We start from the raw sequence: 17,326 nt of genomic DNA, 5'->3' as shown, positions 1-17,326 counted from the left end.
ACAGATCAAACTAGATTCGGGCACGCCCGAACATCAACATTAAGACGTAGCCTTTGAGCACTGCGATCAGCCCGACCAATACCGCCAGCCACTGAACGCGATCACCACCCACTTGGGCCACAACCCACAACAAACCAACCGCCGCGCCTACCTTCAACATTTCGCCAATCAGGAAAAGAACTGGGCCTGAGCCCCCTGGACGAAACGTTGCGACGTATAAACGCAACGCAAAAATAGCGTTGGGTACAAAATACGTACCCGCACCTGCCAAAGCCGACAACCCCGCATCTACGCCTGCGATCAACCATGCCAGACTGGCCACGACTAAACCCAGTAAAGCCTGTGCCTTAACGATTTGCACGAGCTCCAAGCGCGAGCGTTGGTTAATCCGCTCTAAATCTGCCGCGGTTATTTCAAGCTTTTCTGACTCGAGGGCACCCATATTTGATTCCCCCAGAACGTATGCGCTTAACTAACCAGGCGACAACGCTTTAAACCCAAATCAACCTGAATTTCAGCTGAAAGTGCTTTCGCCGGCAAACTCAATAAGTATAGCGTTTTTTTATCCCTTCATGCAAACCCTATTGGGGGAGACCCGTAAGGAAAGTACGCTATCCAACCAAACCGCGCTTGGAGTGAAAGTGAACGCTTACATATGCTTAAAAGTAGGTTTACGCTTCTCTACAAAAGCAGCCATGCCCTCTTTTTGGTCTGCCATCGCGAAGCAAGAATGGAATAGACGGCGTTCAAACAAAACCCCCTCACTTAATGAGGACTCGTAGGCGCGGTTAACGGACTCTTTAGCCATCATCACTGCAGGTAACGACATGCCAGCAATCACGGTAGCCGTCTCAATCGCGTCTTCTAGTAAACGATCTGCAGCAACGATTCTTGATACGAGCCCCGCGCGCTCGGCCTCAACCGCATCCATCATGCGACCTGTCAAGACCATTTCCATCGCCTTAGACTTACCCACGGCGCGAGGTAAGCGTTGGGTACCTCCAGAGCCGGGGATCACGCCGATTTTGATTTCTGGCTGACCAAATTTGGCCGTGTCTGCAGCCAAGATAAAGTCACACATCATCGCGAGCTCGCAGCCACCGCCCAGAGCATAACCAGCAACTGCAGCGATCACGGGCTTACGAATACGACGAATCGTTTCCCAATTGCGTGTGATGTATTCAGTCTTGTAGACGTCCATGTAAGACCAGTCCTTCATGGCACCAATATCCGCTCCGGCTGCAAACGCTTTTTCGCTACCGGTAATGACGATGCACCCGATATCATCATTTGCATCAAAGGCTAGCAGTCCGGCACCCAGTTGATCCATCAACTGATCGTTTAAAGCGTTCAAGGCTTTGGGGCGATTGAGCGTCAAGAGCCCGACCCGACCACGCGTTTCGCTCAGTACAAAAATTTCGCTCATGTGTGTCTCCGTGGAAATGTGAAATAAGATATCGATATGAACCGCAAACCTCTACTTTACAGCTTAGAACCCTTCGATCCAGCCGGTCACCGCGTGCGCACGACCCTAACGATCTCCGAGCCAAATCCTACCGGACAGGTCATTTCCATGCCTGCCTGGATTCCCGGGAGCTACTTAATACGCGATTTTGCTCGGCAAGTAGAGTCAATCACCGCGCGTTGCGGTCGTCAAAACTTAGCGATCAAGAAGGTCGATAACCATACTTGGCGCATCGCCCCTTGCCGTGGCACACTCACCATCGATGCAGAAATATACGCTTGGGACTTATCTGTTCGTGGCGCACATCTTGACGAAAGTCATGGTTTTTTCAATGGCACGAGCGTATTTTTGAAGGCGCATGGTCAGGAAACCCATCCCTGTCAGTTGACGCTCTCCCCACCCCCCGGCCGTCTAGGATGGTCCGTCTACACAAGCATGCCGCTGAGTGTGCGCGAGCGTCATACACAAGGATCGAAAGGTTTTTCTGTCTATTCCGTGCCAGATTACGACGCCCTCATTGATCACCCCATTGAAATGGGCCGTCCACAAGTCGCTCGCTTTAACGCCTGCGGTGCACAACATGAACTGGTATTCACTGGAGTCATTCCAGGCCTAGATTTGCCGCGCATCGTACGGGACGTCAAACGTATTTGTGAAGCGCAGATACGGTTTTTTGAACCAACTTCTCAGCAGGCTCCCTTCTTGGACTGCGCTTCGAAATATGTTTTCATGACCATGGTCACCGGAGACAGCTACGGCGGTCTTGAGCACCGCGCATCCACGGCACTGATGGCTGCGCGCAAAGACTTACCGATCACTGGGCAGGAAAAAACATCAGACGGGTATCAAACCTTCCTAGGATTGGTCAGTCACGAATACTTTCACACTTGGAACGTCAAACGCATCAAACCGGCCGCGTTTGCCCCCTATGACTTAGGGAAAGAAAATTACACAGAGCTACTCTGGATTTTTGAGGGCTTCACGTCGTACTACGACGACCTATTTCTATTGCGTAGTGGAGTGATCGATCAACCCACCTACCTAAAAACTCTGGGCAAACAAATCGCATCAGTCTGGGCGACCCCAGGACGCGCGAAACAATCTGTCGCGGAGAGCTCTTTTGACGCATGGACGCGCTATTACAAACAAGACGAGAATTCACCAAACGCCTTAGTCAGTTATTACACAAAAGGGTCATTGGTTGCACTCGCGTTGGATTTAACTATCCGCCATGCAACTCAAGGGCAACACGGCCTCGATGACGTTATGCGCCTGATGTGGAATCGCTTTGGACGAGACTTCTATACAGGTGGGGCCAAAGGGTTACGAGAAAACGAATTTCCTGCCCTCGTTCGGGAGGCGACTGGTGTCGATGTACGCGGCGAAGTTCAAGCCTGGGCTTATGGCCGTAACGACATTCCGCTTGCAAAGCTCTTCGAGCAGCATGGCATCACGCTGCAATGGCGCGCCACATCCAAAACACCGAGTGTTGGTCTGCGCGTTCGAAAACAAGGCGAACATCTGGTGATCGCAACTGTGTTTGAACACGGCTCCGCGCATCAAGCCGGATTGTCAGCCAACGATATACTCGTTGCGATTAACGGTCTCAAAGTCGATTCGGTTAGCAATACAGTCGACACACTTCTCGCACACTATCAGCCAGGTGATCGCGTCAAAATACATGTGTTTAGACGCGATGAGTTACGTCAGTTCGAATTGACACTTGCTACTCCAGCTCAGACTGAATGCAAACTCACCCTTGCGACAAAAGCATGACTAGCCGCACAGACTCAGACAACTATGCAGAGATTCTGAATAGTGGCGTGCCGCTACTCGATGTGCGTGCGCCTGTGGAGTTTTCACAGGGGGCGTTTCCTGGTGCAATCAATCTACCGTTGATGGAGGATGAGGAACGTCACCGGGTTGGCACACGTTACAAACAAGCAGGGCAAGACTCAGCGATCAAACTTGGTCATGAACTCGTCAGTGGGAGCACCAAAGACGAGCGTGTTGCTAGATGGGTACAGTTTGCAAGCGCAAATCCAGACGGATATCTTTACTGTTTTCGTGGTGGCTTACGTTCGCGCATTTCGCAGCAGTGGCTGGCCGATGCAGGTATTCAGTACCCTCGTGTCGTCGGTGGCTACAAGGCGATGCGCAGTTTTCTGCTCGAGCAACTAACACAAGGGATCGCGCAGTCCCATTTCATACTAATCGCCGGCTTTACAGGCTGTGGCAAGACAGAAGTCGTCAAAAATCTTAAAGCGACTATTGATCTCGAAAAGCTTGCTCACCATCGCGGCTCAAGCTTTGGCAAACATGCCAGTGAGCAGCCAACCCAAATTGACTTTGACAACAGTCTCGCGATTGCTTTCATGCGCCTGCGTACACAACAGATCACGCGCATTGCGCTTGAGGACGAGTCAAGACTGATTGGGCGCTGTGCGTTACCTATCCCACTGCGCGAAGCGATGCTCGCGAGCCCGGTTGTGTGGGTAGAAGAATCCCATGCATCCCGCGTTGAACGCATCTTGCACGATTACATAGAGGATCTTGGTGCGCAATTTAAAAATAAGTTGGGTCCTGAAGCAGGTTTTGAGGCATTCAGCCAACGCTTACTCGAGAGCCTGCAAAATGTTTATAAACGACTCGGCGGCGAGCGGCACGCGCGGCTACAGTCCCTGATGCAAGATGCGCTTCGCATACAAGCCCACTCAGGCGTCGTTGATGCACACCGCGAATGGATACGGCCACTGCTAACAGAATATTACGATCCAATGTACGAGCATCAACGTGCAGGCAAAGCATCGCGGATTGTTTTTTCTGGCGATCGCTTGGCCGTTACACACTATCTGACTCAAGCAGGATACTGACGTGCAGTCTGTTGACTTCAACCCCACGCAAACAACGAGGTTTTCCGAGGAGCGCCAACGCCTCGAGCAAAACAAACTGTCCAAGCGCTTAATGCGTGAGGCAGGACGAGCAATTGCGGACTACAACATGATTGAAGCGGGCGATCGCGTAATGGTCTGCTTATCCGGCGGTAAAGATTCGTATGGCATGCTCGACATCCTGATGACGTTGCGCCAACGCGCCCCCATTGATTTCGAAATCGTTGCGGTCAACCTTGACCAAAAGCAGCCCGGCTTTCCCGCAGATATTCTTCCCGAATATTTGACGAAACTAGACATCCCGTTCCACATCGAGACGCGAGACACGTATTCCATCGTCAAACGTCTCATCCCCGAGGGCAAAACGACCTGCTCGCTCTGCTCGCGCTTGCGCCGCGGTATTCTGTATCGTGTCGCAAGCGAATTGGGTGCGACCAAAATTGCTCTTGGTCATCATCGAGACGATATCCTCGCAACATTCTTTTTAAATATGTTTTATGGGGCAAAACTCAAAGCAATGCCGCCTAAGCTTGTTTCGGATGATGGACGGCATACCGTGATTCGTCCGCTCGCCTACATCAGAGAAGCGGATCTCATCGCCTACGCGCAGCTCAAGCAATTCCCAATTATTCCTTGCAATCTTTGTGGCTCTCAAGAGAATCTGAAACGCAAAGAGATTGGAGAAATGCTTGCGCAATGGGACAGGAAAGATCCCGGTCGTGCCTGGAATACTTTCAAGGCTCTGGCAAATATCGCACCATCGCATTTGATGGATACGACACTCTTTGATTTTGTAGGACTTAAACCAGATGGTATCGCCAATCCGCAAGGAGACACGGCGTTTGATACTTCGGAAACGACAGCCGATCGTACGCAAGACGCGTGCGAATCAAGCTCCGTCGGTACCGGCCCAGCGTGGACCATTCACGTCGATACCCACCATCTCAAGAATACGTGACACGGTGTGATCCACCATCTCCTCGATAGACTTAGGCCGATGATAGAAGGCAGGCAGTGGAGGAAAAACAATGCCTCCCATCTCGGTGATTGATGTCATGTTGCGTAGATGCGCTAGATTAAAGGGCGTTTCACGTACAACCATCACCAATTTCCGGCGCTCTTTTAGTGTGACATCTGCCGCACGAGTGATCAGGTTGTCCGACAACCCAATCGCGACGGCAGCAAGCGTTCTCATTGAGCAAGGCACAACAACCATTCCTGCCGTTTCAAAGGCTCCACTCGCAATGGTCGCGCCGACATCGCGGATACTATGTACCTTGTCAGCCAGCGCATAGACCTCGTGACGACCAATATCAAGCTCATGCTTAATATTCAGCACCCCCGAGGCTGACACAATCAAATGCGTCTCAACGTCTGGAGCGTTCGCACGCAAGGTTTGCATCATGCGAATCGCGTAGAGCGACCCAGTCGCTCCCGTGACACCGATGACTAAACGCCGTTTACTCACTCGGTCGCGCCTGCTTCTACCAGTGCGGTTTTCAGTTCGCCGCTAGCATTCATTTCGCCCATAATGTCCGAGCCACCGATGAATTCGCCACCGACATACAACTGAGGAATGGTGGGCCATTGCGAAAATGTTTTGATTGCGCTGCGCACTTCTTCGTCTTCGAGCACGTTGACCGTGACGAGCTTGGTGACCCCATTGCTTTTTAAGATTTCAATTGCGCGGCCAGAAAACCCGCACTGAGGAAACTGGGCAGTTCCTTTCATGAACAGCACCACTGGATTATTGGTTACGGTTTCACGGATAAATGTTTGAACGTCGCTCATGATGACCCTACAAAGAAAATAGTTTGATTAGAAAATAGCAGTAAAGATATTTGAAGAACTAAATAGAACAATAAAACAATTATAAGTTCCGCAACGCCCCGCCGGTGACTCTAGGCAAACCGGCTAAATCTGGGAGTGTTTGTACGTTCTCAAAACCATTGCTTTCAAGAATTTGGGTCACAGCGGGCCCCTGCGCAAAGCCGTGTTCTAGCCAAATCACACCCGTTCGCGCTAGTCTAAGCATTGCTCCTGCGGCAATGATTCGAAAAGCACTCAGCCCGTCTCCGTGCTCGGTGAGCGCATCCTTTGGCTCAAACCGTAAGTCGCCTTGAGCTAAATGCACATCATCTGCAGCAATATAAGGGGGGTTTGAGACGATCACGTCAAATTGCCCTTCCAACGGTAGGGCTTCATACCAATTGCCTTGCCAAAACTGTACCTTTGCACCAAACGCGTGGGCATTGCGTTGTGCCACTGTTATGGCGGCGACGCTTTGATCCGAAGCCACGACCTCTGCATCTGGTCTCTCTAGCGCGATACTGACAGCTATCGCCCCGCTACCTGTTCCGAGGTCTAAGATTCGCGGCCGCTTGAGTCCAAGACAGGATCTCAGCACAAGCTCCACCAACAGCTCGGTCTCAGGTCTCGGAATCAATACCTCAGGGGACACTTCAAACCGGTGCCCCATGAACTCACGTACGCCAACCAGATAGGCCATCGGCGTGCCCTGACGCCGCTGCGCAGCAAGAGTTAAGAATGATGCAGCCTGCTCAGCCGAGACTGGATCCGTGTCATGTGCGAGAAGCCATTCCCGCGACTCCTGCAATACATGCTCAAGTAGCATGCGCGCCTCGAGCCGAGGAAGTCCACACATTTGCGCGAGCGACTGCGCCGTCTGCATTATGCGTCGTCACCTAGCGCTGCAAGCATTTCTGCTTGATGCTCAGCAATCAGGGCGCCGGTCACATCGCTAAGATCACCTTCCATGATCGTACCTAACTTATAGAGCGTGAGATTGATTCGGTGATCTGTCAAGCGACCCTGCGGAAAATTGTAGGTGCGTATGCGCTCAGACCGATCGCCTGTCCCCACAAGGCTCTTGCGCGTTGCAGCTTCCTTGTCGTGTCGCTCTCGCTGCACTTTATCCTTTAGGCGAGCGGCAAGCACTTGCATCGCCTTGTCTTTGTTTCGATGCTGTGAACGATCGTCTTGGCACTCCACGACTAAACCAGTCGGCAAGTGCGTAATGCGCACAGCAGAATCCGTTTTGTTGATGTGTTGGCCCCCTGCGCCACTTGCGCGGAACGTATCAATCCGCAGCTCGCTCGGATTAATCACGATTTCTGTTGCAGCATCGGCTTCGGGCATGACGGCTACCGTACATGCAGAGGTATGAATCCGGCCCTGTGCCTCGGTTGCGGGCACCCTCTGCACGCGGTGCGCGCCCGATTCAAACTTTAAACGGCCGTAAGCGCCCTCACCGTCCAGACGGACAATGACTTCTTTATAGCCACCAAGTTCAGAGGGGCTTTCAGACATCAGTTCCACTTTCCAACCTTGCTGCTCGGCATAGCGGGTGTACATACGCAGCAGATCGCCAGAAAAAAGTGCGCTCTCATCTCCGCCAGTACCCGCTCGAATTTCTAAAAACACACTGCGTCCATCATCGGGGTCGCGCGGCAAAAGCTGTAACTGCAACTCGGCGCCCAGCTTTTCAATGCGGGCTTTGCAATCCTCAATCTCATCTAACGCCATCGCCTTCATCTCGGGATCTTCGAGCATTTCGCGCGCGCCCGCTAGATCCGACTCCGCCGACTCAAACGCCTCAAACGCTTTCACGACGGGCTCAAGCTCGGAACGCTCACGCGACAACTTCCGAAACTGATTCATATCGTTTGCCGCGTCGGGCTCTGCCAATAGAGCATCGAGCTCGACCAATCTTCGGGACAAATGCTCTAGGCGAGAGCGCATTGAAGGTTTCATAAATGTCGTTTAACTATTTTATTAAGGGGGTGCACAGACAAGTGCAAGTCGGGCGCAAGAGCGCAATTGATGCAGCGTCGCTAACGCCGATCAGTACCCGAAGGAAACAAACGTGGCAGCCAATGCAACAGCTCTTGGCGCTCGGTTACGTCACTCTGATTGAGCGCGGTCATGGTCCCATGCAGATATTTTTGCGTTAGACCATGCGCTAGCTGTTCAAGAACGGCTTCGGGAGACTCACCCTTGGCCAGCAGTCGTTTAGCGCGTTCAAGCTCGAGGGCTTGAATCGATTGCGCCGTCGACTGTAAATCGCGAATGACAGGGACATTCGCACGCACCTGCATCCAGTGCATGAAGTTTCTTACACGGGCGTCGATGATCGCTTCTGCCTGAACGACCGCTGCACGTCGCGCATCGGTACCACTTTGCACTACTGCGCCTAAATCATCTACAGAGTAGAGATAGATATCATCAAGTTGCGCGACTTCTGGCTCAATATCCCGTGGCACAGCCAAGTCCACCATCACCATCGGCTTGCGTTTACGCTGACGCGTTGCACGCTCAACCATTCCTAAACCAAGCAACGGCAAAGTACTAGCCGTACAGGACACCACAACATCAAACTGGGCCAGCCGATCTGGCAAATCCGCTAAACGCATCGTGCTAGCAGAAAAACGATTCGCTAGATTTTCAGCACGTTCTAGAGTTCTATTGGCAACAACAATTGACGCTGGTTGCCGCGCCGCGAAATGCGTTGCGCAAAGCTCAATCATTTCGCCAGCACCAATGAACAACACTTTGCACTGCGCTAAATCGCCAAACACTCGCTCGGCTAAACGCACAGCGGCGGCTGCCATCGACACCGACTGTGCGCCAATGGCTGTGGTTGAGCGCACCTCTTTCGCTACCGAGAAGGTGCGCTGAAACAATTGATGCAATAAGGTCCCAAGCGCACCAGCCTCTTCGGCGGCGCGCACGGCGTCTTTCATTTGACCTAATATTTGGGGTTCGCCCAAAACCATTGAATCCAGTCCACTCGCCACCCTAAACGCATGACGCACCGCTTCGTCGCGGCCATGCAAATACACGTGCGGCGCTAGTGCACCGGCTTCAATCTTATTGAATTCAGCCAGCCAGCTTGGCAGCTGATCCGCGACATGAGGCTCCGCCGCGCAGTACAGCTCCGTGCGGTTACAGGTCGACAGAATTGCCGCTTCTTTGACTGCACCACCAAACGCTTGCCGCAACGCATTGAGTGCTGGCTGCACAAGATCTTCGGGCAGGGAAACACGCTCGCGCACCGAGACCGGAGCCGAGACATGGTTTAAACCCAACGCGAGGACGCTAACCGACATGAATGCAGTGGCTGAGAATTAATTAGGGGCAAGACTTACATGGATATGTCATTATAGGGCGCAGAGGAGGAGTACCCATGCGTTTAAACCTAAAAGTCCTTACAGGCACCCTACTATTTTTGACCCAAGTCCTTGGGTTTGGCTCCAGTTATGCCCAAGACACCTACCCAAACAAGCCAATTCGCATCGTGGTGGCCTACGCCGCGGCTGGCTCGACCGATATTGTCGCGCGTCTTTTTGGGCAGGAGCTGAGCACGAAGCTTGGACAACCTGTCGTGATCGATAACAAGGCGGGTGCAGGCACCCTAATTGGCACCGAGTTTGTCATTCGCGCGGCACCTGACGGTTACACACTGTTTATGGGCACCCCAGCGACCGTCATTACGCCTTTACTGCACAAAACACCGACCTACGATGCGGTCAAAGACTTACAACCAATTAGCCTAGCCACGACGCAATCAATGGGTGTATTGGTTTCAAACAAACTCGGTGTCGCCTCGATTCCAGAGCTCGTGAAGTACGCCCAAGCGAATCCGGGTAAGGTGAATTTTGCTTCGTCCGGCAACGGCTCGGCTCAGCACCTCGCCGCCGAAGCACTAAACGACTCCGCAAAAATCAACATGTTGCACATTCCCTACAAGGGAGCAGGGACCGCCATCAATGATCTGGTGTCAGGTCGTATCGATGTCATGATCACCTCACTTGTGGGCAATATGATGGACTACGTAGCAGAGGGGCGTATCAAGCTCATCGCAACGACTGGCCCCGAGCGCAGCAGCTTCCTGACCAACACCCCAACCGTGGCAGAAGGTGGTGTACCTAATTTCGGGATTCGGACGTGGACCGCTCTCTTTGCCCCGGCTAACACGCCGCCTGCCATCGTCGCCAAGCTAAATGAGGCAATGGAAGCAATCAGGAAAGATGGCGTTATCCAAAAGAAGATTGAAGCCCAGGCTATGGACGTCACAATTGGATCCCCTGCGGACGTCAGCAAGATGCTTGCCGAAGAGCGCGACTTCTATGGCGCGATTCTGAAACGGACCAATGCAAAGTTAGACTGAGCGGGCGTCGGTAAATTGGTGTATCATTTCGCCCTTCAGATGGCCCGGTAGCTCAGTCGGTAGAGCAGAGGATTGAAAATCCTTGTGTCGGTGGTTCGATTCCGCCCCGGGCCACCACTGAAATTATAGAAACCCCTGCGTTCACGCTGGGGTTTTTGCTTTTGTGGGGTTGTAACTGGATGTTTCTAATGACGATTGATAGTGCTTTTAACCACACGATTGACTATACTGTTAGCAATGCTAAACAGGAATTCATCATGAGCACAATCTCAGCCAATGACCTCAAAACTAAAGGTGTGAAAGCAATCGAGGAAGCACTCGCTACGCAACCTGAAGTTGCTGTTTCCGTTCGCGGTCAAGTTAAGTACATCGTGATGAGCGAAGAGCAATACCAATATCTTCGAGAATGCGAACTTGAAGCCGCACTTGCTGAGTCTAAAGCCGATCTCGACGCTGGTCGCTATGTAAAAGAAACAGTTGCCCAACACATTCGTCGTATCAACAAACTGAACGCAAAGTTGGCCGCATGACCTGGCAGTTAATTTATACAGAGCAGTACAACCGCAAAGCCGCAAAATTCATAAAGCAACACCCAGAGGCACTAGTTCAGTACACCAAGACCCTTGAACTGTTAACAGTAAACCCACACCACCCATCGCTGAGGCTGCACGCTCTTAAGGGAAAACTAAATGGTCTGCACAGCGTCTCTATTAATCTGAAGTACAGAATTACTCTTGAACTCATCATTACGGAGAGTGAGATTATTCCAATCAATGTTGGGGATCACGACGAGGTTTACTAATTTGGTAGGTAGGATATGAAATTCTCAGACCCCGGTCGATTCCGCCCCGGGCCACCACTGAAACTATAGAAACCCCTTTGTTCGCGCTGGGATTTTTGCTTTTGAGGGCTTGTAACTGGATGTATCGGGCAGTATCCAGTGATTGCCAAACTCAATTTCAACGCCTAGCATTGGGGTATGCCAAAAATGACATTAGATTTAACAGATGCTCAGCTATCTGCTCTTTCAGAAAGTGCGAGCTATGCAGGTTTGGAATCTGCTCACGACTTCATGATGCGTTTTGTAACGCGCGAAGAAGAGCTCGCTGTTTTGCGTCAAAAAGTACTGGATGGAATGAATTCGCCTGTAGTTGCTGAAATGAATGAAGAGTACTTCGAGTCATTACGCAACAAACTCAAACAGGGCATCCGTTCTTGACCCTTCGAGCATTTAGAGTACACGCACTGGCGAACCAAGACATTCATAGCGTGATTAACCATTACATCGATTTGCAAGCTGCCAAAGCCGGCACCGAGTTCCTCGTTGCCCTTGAAAAGGCTTACAAATTCATTAGTAGATTTCCAGATGCAGGATCTAAGCGACTAGGCACCTCAATGAAATTACCTGAATTGCGAACTTGGTCGTTAACAAAGTTTCCATATTCACTCATTTACATATCTGACGCTCAAGGGGTCGACATCTTTCGGCTGCTGCATCACAAGCGGGACATGCCAAATTACTTAAACATATAGAAAGTCAGGATCGAACATCCTCCGACCCCGGTCGATTCCGCCCCGGGCCACCATCTGAAACTGAAAAAACCCCTGCGTTCGCGCTGGGGTTTTTGCTTTTCAGTACCATCAGCCAAAGAAGCAACCGTGCCGATCAGCCTCAACAATCTTTAAGACGGATTCGAGGTCTCTCGCGACGGGATCGGGCTCATAGGACTGCCACTTACCGCTGGCACGCACCCAATAAATCTGCCAAAAACTACTAGTTTTAATGTACCTGAATTTGGCAAACGGTCTTCTCGTAATCTCACCAGGTTTCCCACGCCATAAAGGCCGAACCTCAAGAATTGTTACTGCTTGGCCATCGATCTCGTAGTCGTGGTCGATCTTGCTCTTTAACTCCGGCGGCACTCTTTGGACACACCAGTCGCCGACTAGATGATCAATCCTGCCTATTTCTTCAATGCTAAACGCCATGGTCTGTATGTGGTTATTACGAATGTATGGAGCATATTCTTAATCTTACCTGAGCATGACGAAATTAAAGTGTTGACTGTCCAGCAACTAGACGGTTGCGGCACTAGGATTAAACATCCTCAGACTCTGGCCGATTCCGCCTCGGGCCACCATCTACAACTGAAAGAACCCCTGCGTTCGCGCTGGGGTTTTTGCTTTTGTGGGCTTGCTTTTACTCAGTGTTATACCGAGCACATGGTTTACAGGTTGGCAACGTCCTTTTGACCAGACGAAACCTCGAGCGTCTAGTTACGGCAGCGTTGATTTAAAAAGCAAGATGGTTACAGTTTGAAACAGACAGTCGGCTAAAAATCATTCAGAATTGAAGGTCGATTCAGGAGTCAGAAGCCATGTCACTACATCTACCAAACACCCGAAATACCTTATCTGAGCCCAAGCCTTTCAGCCGTGATGGTGGCAATGAAGATGATTACGAATCAAATAGCATTCAAGCTCAACAAGACCGAGCGTGGCTGCGTGAACAATTGCTAGCCGGCCTAAATTCACCGCTCTGCGATCCAATTACACCCGCTTTCTTTGAACGGCTGCGGGCTCGTGCCAGAGGAGAGTTTTGAAATGGGCGCAAGATCTATCGTGCCGCACCGTCATGCAATTGATGACGCACTCGATGCCGTGGATTACTACCGAGAGAACGCGGGAACCCCCATTGCGGAGAGTTTTTCCTTAGCCGTCGATGAAGCGTTAGAGCAGGTGGGCCAACATCCGAACATTGGATCGCCGCGTACAGCAATTGAGTTGGAAATCGAAGGCATCAAATCTTGGTCTTTGAAACGATTCCCACACCAGATCTACTATAAGGTGTTCATGGATCACATAGAGCTTTGCCGAGTCCTCCACCCCAAGCGAGACATCACCCAAGCAATGCTATCTCGACAAAGGTTTCAATAAGGATCGACATCCTCAACCCCGGTCGATTCCGCCCCGGGCCATCATCTGAAATTGAAAAATCCCTGCATCCGCGCGCTGGGGTTTTTGTGTTTTGGAAGTACAACCGGAAATTAAAAAACCTTTTATCCGGACAGTACTGATAAGATCTCCTCATGATTATTCAAAAAAAAACTGCGATAAATTGTGACCTACAGATCAATGACTGAAGCCGACTGGCTAATTGCTCTCGCCCTTGCTATTTCTCTGGCAGCTGTGCATTTCTCGGCCTTTCGAGTCTCAACATTGCCCTCAAAGACTCAAGATGTTCTGGCATCGGTTGGTGGTGGCGCAGCCATCGCCTACATATTCATGCACCTGATGCCCGAATTAGCCGTGGGTGGCCGCGCACTGAGCGAACTGGATATCATCAAATTTACGCCGACACCGATTACCGAAACCGGGCTTTTTTTGACAGCAATGATCGGCATGGTGATCTTCTTCATCCTAGACGTAAGAACCGAGGAAGGACGCTTATCCACGAAGATAGGCTTTCGCGTGCACATGGCGTCATTTGCCTCGGGTAGTGTGATCTACGGCTACACGCTTCCCTCGCTGGTCACTACCGGCTGGAGCTACGCCATTTTATTTACTGCAGTGCTTGCCGGTCACCTGCTGCTTGCCGATAGAGCGCTAGCCCGGGCTCACCCCGCGCAGTTCGCGCATGAGACGCGGTGGATTGGCATAGCTTCAGTCGGCGCTGGATTCGGCGCAGCCTACTTACTGCCACCGGCGAATGACTTCATCCTGGCCATCGTTACGGCGTTCCTTGGCGGTTCTCTGCTGATGACCACTTTTCGCGAGGAACTCCCTGCCGCCTCTCGCACACGCATCCCGTGGTTTCTGTTAGGACTGGTAGTCATGTCTGGGCTGTTGATTATCTCGCTTGCAGTCGGCAAACACCGCTAACAACAAGGTGACTTAGACTGTCTTTGCCCTACCGTCAGCTGACCGTAAAAGGAACTTATTTAATTGTCGAAAGGAAATCACCATTCTGACTCACAAACTGACATGAGGACTCTCTGGCAAGTCTTACACAATTAAACCCATATTTTCGATTTCAATGTCGTATGACTTATCACGCACTTTCTCATTAAGTGGATCCTGTTCCCCTTCAATCATTGCAGGATGACTCAAAAGTTTCTCTACATAGGCCTGAGAACGATCGGATGAGTGCATCTCTGCGCATGCACTTCAAGCCCAAGCCCGATTGATTTTTTTAGATGGCCACACCCCTGCGATCGCGTTGGGTTTTTTGCTTTTTTGGGTCATATTGTTAGAATTATTTTATGAATATTGAACTAAGAGCGCTTGTAGACAAAGTAGGATTAACGACTCCAGAAATGGAGAGGATACGTTTTGCGTTTTGTTTTGCCTGTGCTGCCCGCATCAATCATCTTTTAGAGCTTGATGAGGCACTTTCTGGATATCAAGACTTCAAGTCATACCTTGATGGCAAGCTCACCCAAGTCGAATTTGAAGATCTTCAAAAGTCCATATTTAATGTTGCCAATAAGCACCAAGGCTCTAAATCACTTGATGGCACCAAACACTCTGCCGTTTCGGCGACATATGCGTTAGCGAATGCCATTAATGGAAACGCTGTGGCAGCCGCTGAATATGCCGCTTACTCTAAAATTTATGGCTATGGAGGATATGCGGTAAGTGACTTGGAAAACTATCAAGAGGAATACACCGAACAGGTCAAGATCCTGAAAAGGTTATTAGAAGGAAAAGATGGGCGATAGGATCGAGCGTCCAGTCACGGGACATTGCTGGCCATGTACATCCCAAAAGCACGGTAGGTCGTATTGGTAGGGCGTTAAATTTGAAAGTGATCGTGCATCAAAAAGCATTTAGATAGGTGAAACACGTTGCGCTTGACGTGATGTTCGACGCTTCCAATATAGATAAATGAGCATAAGTGCAAAGGGCAGGAGTCTGTAGTGTCCGATCGGTGCGAAAAGTAGAAGGGCGACGCCCAGGAAAACAAGTTTTTCTAATCGACCCACGTGACCAAACAGATACCCCTCGAACATCGCTGTTAAGCATAGACAGCCGAGAAGAGCGTACAGGGTGACAGAAATAATTTCTATCGGTGAGCCAATCATCAGCAATGCAGGCTGCACAATAAAAACAAAGGGAATGACGAAGGCAACAATTGCGATTCGGCAGGCTAGAAAACCGATTCGCATCGGATTGGCTTGTGCGATGGATGCAGCGGCGAAGGCCGCGACTGCGACAGGCGGGGTAATCGCCGATACCGCAGCGAAGTAGACTATGAGCAAATGTGCCGGTAACGTCTGGATGTCGAGCGCAATAAGTGCTGGCGCTGCAAGCACAGCCGCCAATGCATAAACGGCAGGAACGGGCATTCCCATACCTAAAATAATAATGACACCCACGGCAGTAGAGATCGTCAGCAGAAAATTTCCTTGGGCCATTGCAAACAAGGCAGAGCTGATCTTGCCAGTTAGGTCTGTCATCGATAACGTACCGATCACAAGTCCCGCCGCAGCGCATGCCACGCCGACAGTAAGTACCCGAGAGATCCCATCACTTAAGCTTTTGATCAGTCTAGGGAAAATATCAGACCGAGGTCTGGTTTTTAACAGCATCACCGGAACAATAGCGGCGCAGGCAAGAGCGCCGGCGTAAGAGGGACGATTTAATGCCAAGACCGCCCAAGCAATGGTAACAAGCGGTATCAGATATACCCAGTCGCGCTTCAAGACGGTCCCAGCCGAGGGAATTACTCCTTGGTTCATGACAGCAATATTTGTTTTGCTCGCGTACAGGGATACGCTGGTGTATATGCAAAAGTAATATAGCAAGGCGGGAATTGCCGCAGCTGCAGCAATTGTTCCGTAGGGGATGCCGGTGAAGTCACTCATTAAAAATGCGGCAGATCCCATGACAGGAGGAAGGATTGAACCGCCAGTCGATGCGGCGGCCTCAATCGCTGCGGCCCTGGTTTTGGTAAAGCCAGTTTTCACCATCAACGGAATAGTGAAAGAGCCTGTTGTGACAACATCTGCCGTCGGTGAGCCTGATACCGACCCGTACAGTCCAGAGGACACGACAGCAACCTTTGCACTGCCACCGACCTGCTTGCCGACCAGCGCGTTGGAGATATCGTAGAAGAAGTCCGCTCCACCAAAACGATCAAAGATTGCGCCAAAGAGGACGAAGATGAAAACCAAAAAGGCAGCCACTTCGAGCGCGGGGCCAAAAAGACCATTGGTGGTAAAAACAAGGTGGTCAAGCATCTCCTCTAAGCCCATGCCGCGATGAGAGAAGCCACCACCAATGTCTCCGCCAATCAAGGCATAGATCAGAAAAATACCAACGAGCGCAACTAGCACAATGCCGATTGTGCGACGTGTCGCTTCAAGGACCAGAACAATCAGCATCAACGAAAAAACCATATCCCAGCCCGTCAGTGCGTCAAGTACTGGCAGTCGGTTGCTATGTGCTTCGCCCATTACGACGAAGTACAGACAGGCCAAGGTTGAGCATAATGCCAGTCCGTACGAAATAAACGACGAAGTTTGTGGGCGGCGAGCGTTCCCTGTCGTGTTTAAAAATACAAGCGTTAGGGTACCGCCAAGGAAAATATGTAAGGCGATCGTTTGATCAACATAAACGCCAGCGGCAATTGCGAAAAAACCAACCGCGAGCGCAATCGATATCAGGGTGTTCAGCGCAGATCCCAGTGGGTCTAGTTGCCGAGCACGACCAACGCTACACAGCTCGATAAATGTCGAAAATACGCTCATGTTTGCCTCACGCGAGTACTAGATTGTT

At 51.0% G+C, this 17,326-nt stretch carries 21 protein-coding genes and 1 tRNA gene; 13 read left to right on the top strand and 9 right to left on the bottom strand.

Annotated elements, in window-relative coordinates:
- Positions 1-10: 10 nt before the first annotated feature.
- Together KZZ10_RS06720 and KZZ10_RS06715 are read right to left on the bottom strand one after the other, a co-directional pair.
- Positions 11-442 (bottom strand): ATP synthase subunit I, encoded by a 432-nt coding sequence (locus KZZ10_RS06720; RefSeq protein ID WP_259660714.1) that lies wholly within the window; start codon positions 440-442, stop codon positions 11-13.
- Between the two features lie 207 nt (positions 443-649).
- On the bottom strand, positions 650-1,426 hold the full coding sequence (locus KZZ10_RS06715; RefSeq protein WP_259660713.1) for an enoyl-CoA hydratase: 777 nt from the start codon (positions 1,424-1,426) through the stop codon (positions 650-652).
- 30 nt (positions 1,427-1,456) lie between these two features.
- Between KZZ10_RS06715 and KZZ10_RS06710 the strand changes: the two genes are divergently transcribed.
- From KZZ10_RS06710 to ttcA, 3 genes are read left to right on the top strand one after another with little or no spacing between them, the layout of a single operon-like run.
- Positions 1,457-3,241 carry a M61 family metallopeptidase gene (locus KZZ10_RS06710; protein ID WP_259661018.1) on the top strand — a complete coding sequence of 595 codons (1,785 nt, stop codon included), beginning with the start codon at positions 1,457-1,459 and terminating at the stop codon, positions 3,239-3,241.
- Positions 3,238-4,338: a tRNA 2-selenouridine(34) synthase MnmH gene (gene mnmH, locus KZZ10_RS06705; protein ID WP_259660712.1), complete on the top strand. Its 1,101-nt coding sequence runs from the start codon at positions 3,238-3,240 to the stop codon at positions 4,336-4,338. Before KZZ10_RS06710 ends, mnmH begins: the two co-directional genes overlap by 4 nt.
- A 1-nt stretch (position 4,339) precedes the next feature.
- The gene (gene ttcA / locus KZZ10_RS06700) at positions 4,340-5,314 is read left to right on the top strand and encodes a tRNA 2-thiocytidine(32) synthetase TtcA (RefSeq protein ID WP_259660711.1); all 975 of its coding nucleotides are present in this window, start codon (positions 4,340-4,342) and stop codon (positions 5,312-5,314) included.
- On the opposite strand, the gene KZZ10_RS06695 is transcribed toward ttcA, so the two are convergent.
- The 5 genes from KZZ10_RS06695 to hemA form a co-directional block, all read right to left on the bottom strand.
- Positions 5,246-5,824 (bottom strand): UbiX family flavin prenyltransferase, encoded by a 579-nt coding sequence (locus KZZ10_RS06695; protein WP_259660710.1) that lies wholly within the window; start codon positions 5,822-5,824, stop codon positions 5,246-5,248. The genes ttcA and KZZ10_RS06695 overlap by 69 nt on opposite strands.
- Positions 5,821-6,147 (bottom strand): Grx4 family monothiol glutaredoxin, encoded by a 327-nt coding sequence (grxD, locus tag KZZ10_RS06690; protein WP_259660709.1) that lies wholly within the window; start codon positions 6,145-6,147, stop codon positions 5,821-5,823. The genes KZZ10_RS06695 and grxD overlap by 4 nt, the downstream gene beginning before the upstream one ends.
- A gap of 79 nt (positions 6,148-6,226) precedes the next feature.
- A complete protein-coding gene (gene prmC, locus KZZ10_RS06685) occupies positions 6,227-7,048 on the bottom strand; it encodes a peptide chain release factor N(5)-glutamine methyltransferase (protein ID WP_259660708.1) in 822 nt (273 codons plus the stop codon).
- Positions 7,048-8,130: a peptide chain release factor 1 gene (gene prfA / locus KZZ10_RS06680; protein WP_259660707.1), complete on the bottom strand. Its 1,083-nt coding sequence runs from the start codon at positions 8,128-8,130 to the stop codon at positions 7,048-7,050. Before prfA ends, prmC begins: the two co-directional genes overlap by 1 nt.
- Before the next feature lie 80 nt (positions 8,131-8,210).
- Positions 8,211-9,485, bottom strand: a complete 1,275-nt coding sequence (hemA, locus tag KZZ10_RS06675; RefSeq protein ID WP_259660706.1) for a glutamyl-tRNA reductase — start codon at positions 9,483-9,485, stop codon at positions 8,211-8,213.
- A 77-nt stretch (positions 9,486-9,562) separates the two neighbouring features.
- Between hemA and KZZ10_RS06670 the strand changes: the two genes are divergently transcribed.
- The 6 genes from KZZ10_RS06670 (at position 9,563) to KZZ10_RS15460 (ending at position 12,079) form a co-directional block, all read left to right on the top strand.
- Positions 9,563-10,546 (top strand): Bug family tripartite tricarboxylate transporter substrate binding protein, encoded by a 984-nt coding sequence (locus tag KZZ10_RS06670; RefSeq protein WP_259660705.1) that lies wholly within the window; start codon positions 9,563-9,565, stop codon positions 10,544-10,546.
- Between the two features lie 41 nt (positions 10,547-10,587).
- Positions 10,588-10,663: transfer RNA gene (locus KZZ10_RS06665), tRNA-Phe, on the top strand.
- A 140-nt stretch (positions 10,664-10,803) separates the two neighbouring features.
- Positions 10,804-11,076 (top strand): type II toxin-antitoxin system Phd/YefM family antitoxin, encoded by a 273-nt coding sequence (locus KZZ10_RS06660; RefSeq protein ID WP_259660704.1) that lies wholly within the window; start codon positions 10,804-10,806, stop codon positions 11,074-11,076.
- A complete protein-coding gene (locus KZZ10_RS06655) occupies positions 11,073-11,348 on the top strand; it encodes a type II toxin-antitoxin system RelE/ParE family toxin (RefSeq protein WP_259660703.1) in 276 nt (91 codons plus the stop codon). Before KZZ10_RS06660 ends, KZZ10_RS06655 begins: the two co-directional genes overlap by 4 nt.
- A gap of 177 nt (positions 11,349-11,525) precedes the next feature.
- Positions 11,526-11,765 carry a hypothetical protein gene (locus KZZ10_RS06650; protein ID WP_259660702.1) on the top strand — a complete coding sequence of 80 codons (240 nt, stop codon included), beginning with the start codon at positions 11,526-11,528 and terminating at the stop codon, positions 11,763-11,765.
- Positions 11,762-12,079: a type II toxin-antitoxin system RelE/ParE family toxin gene (locus tag KZZ10_RS15460; RefSeq protein ID WP_375372541.1), complete on the top strand. Its 318-nt coding sequence runs from the start codon at positions 11,762-11,764 to the stop codon at positions 12,077-12,079. Before KZZ10_RS06650 ends, KZZ10_RS15460 begins: the two co-directional genes overlap by 4 nt.
- 108 nt (positions 12,080-12,187) lie before the next feature.
- Here KZZ10_RS15460 and KZZ10_RS06645 read toward each other — a convergent pair whose 3' ends face one another.
- Entirely contained in the window at positions 12,188-12,535 is a 348-nt protein-coding gene (locus KZZ10_RS06645) for a DUF3024 domain-containing protein (RefSeq protein WP_259660701.1), read from the bottom strand.
- A 389-nt stretch (positions 12,536-12,924) separates the two neighbouring features.
- Here KZZ10_RS06645 and KZZ10_RS06640 point away from each other — a divergent pair, with 389 nt between their 5' ends.
- From KZZ10_RS06640 to KZZ10_RS06625, 4 genes are all read left to right on the top strand, one after another.
- Complete coding sequence (locus KZZ10_RS06640; RefSeq protein WP_259660700.1) at positions 12,925-13,149, top strand: hypothetical protein; 225 nt, start codon at positions 12,925-12,927, stop codon at positions 13,147-13,149.
- 1 nt (position 13,150) lies between these two features.
- Positions 13,151-13,483: a type II toxin-antitoxin system RelE/ParE family toxin gene (locus tag KZZ10_RS06635; RefSeq protein ID WP_259660699.1), complete on the top strand. Its 333-nt coding sequence runs from the start codon at positions 13,151-13,153 to the stop codon at positions 13,481-13,483.
- A gap of 198 nt (positions 13,484-13,681) precedes the next feature.
- Entirely contained in the window at positions 13,682-14,428 is a 747-nt protein-coding gene (locus KZZ10_RS06630; RefSeq protein ID WP_259660698.1) for a hypothetical protein, read from the top strand.
- A 380-nt stretch (positions 14,429-14,808) separates the two neighbouring features.
- Positions 14,809-15,267: a hypothetical protein gene (locus KZZ10_RS06625; RefSeq protein ID WP_259660697.1), complete on the top strand. Its 459-nt coding sequence runs from the start codon at positions 14,809-14,811 to the stop codon at positions 15,265-15,267.
- Positions 15,268-15,375: 108 nt separating this feature from the next.
- Here the strand turns inward: KZZ10_RS06625 and KZZ10_RS06620 are convergent, their stop codons facing one another.
- On the bottom strand, positions 15,376-17,298 hold the full coding sequence (locus tag KZZ10_RS06620; protein ID WP_259660696.1) for a TRAP transporter permease: 1,923 nt from the start codon (positions 17,296-17,298) through the stop codon (positions 15,376-15,378).
- Between the last annotated feature and the right edge of the window lie 28 nt (positions 17,299-17,326).

Origin of the sequence: Zwartia hollandica (genome assembly GCF_019923725.1) — a bacterium.
Taxonomy (GTDB): domain Bacteria; phylum Pseudomonadota; class Gammaproteobacteria; order Burkholderiales; family Burkholderiaceae_B; genus Zwartia; species Zwartia hollandica.
The sequence above is the reverse complement of the archived record's forward strand: the minus strand, read 5'-3'. Positions and strand labels throughout refer to the sequence as shown.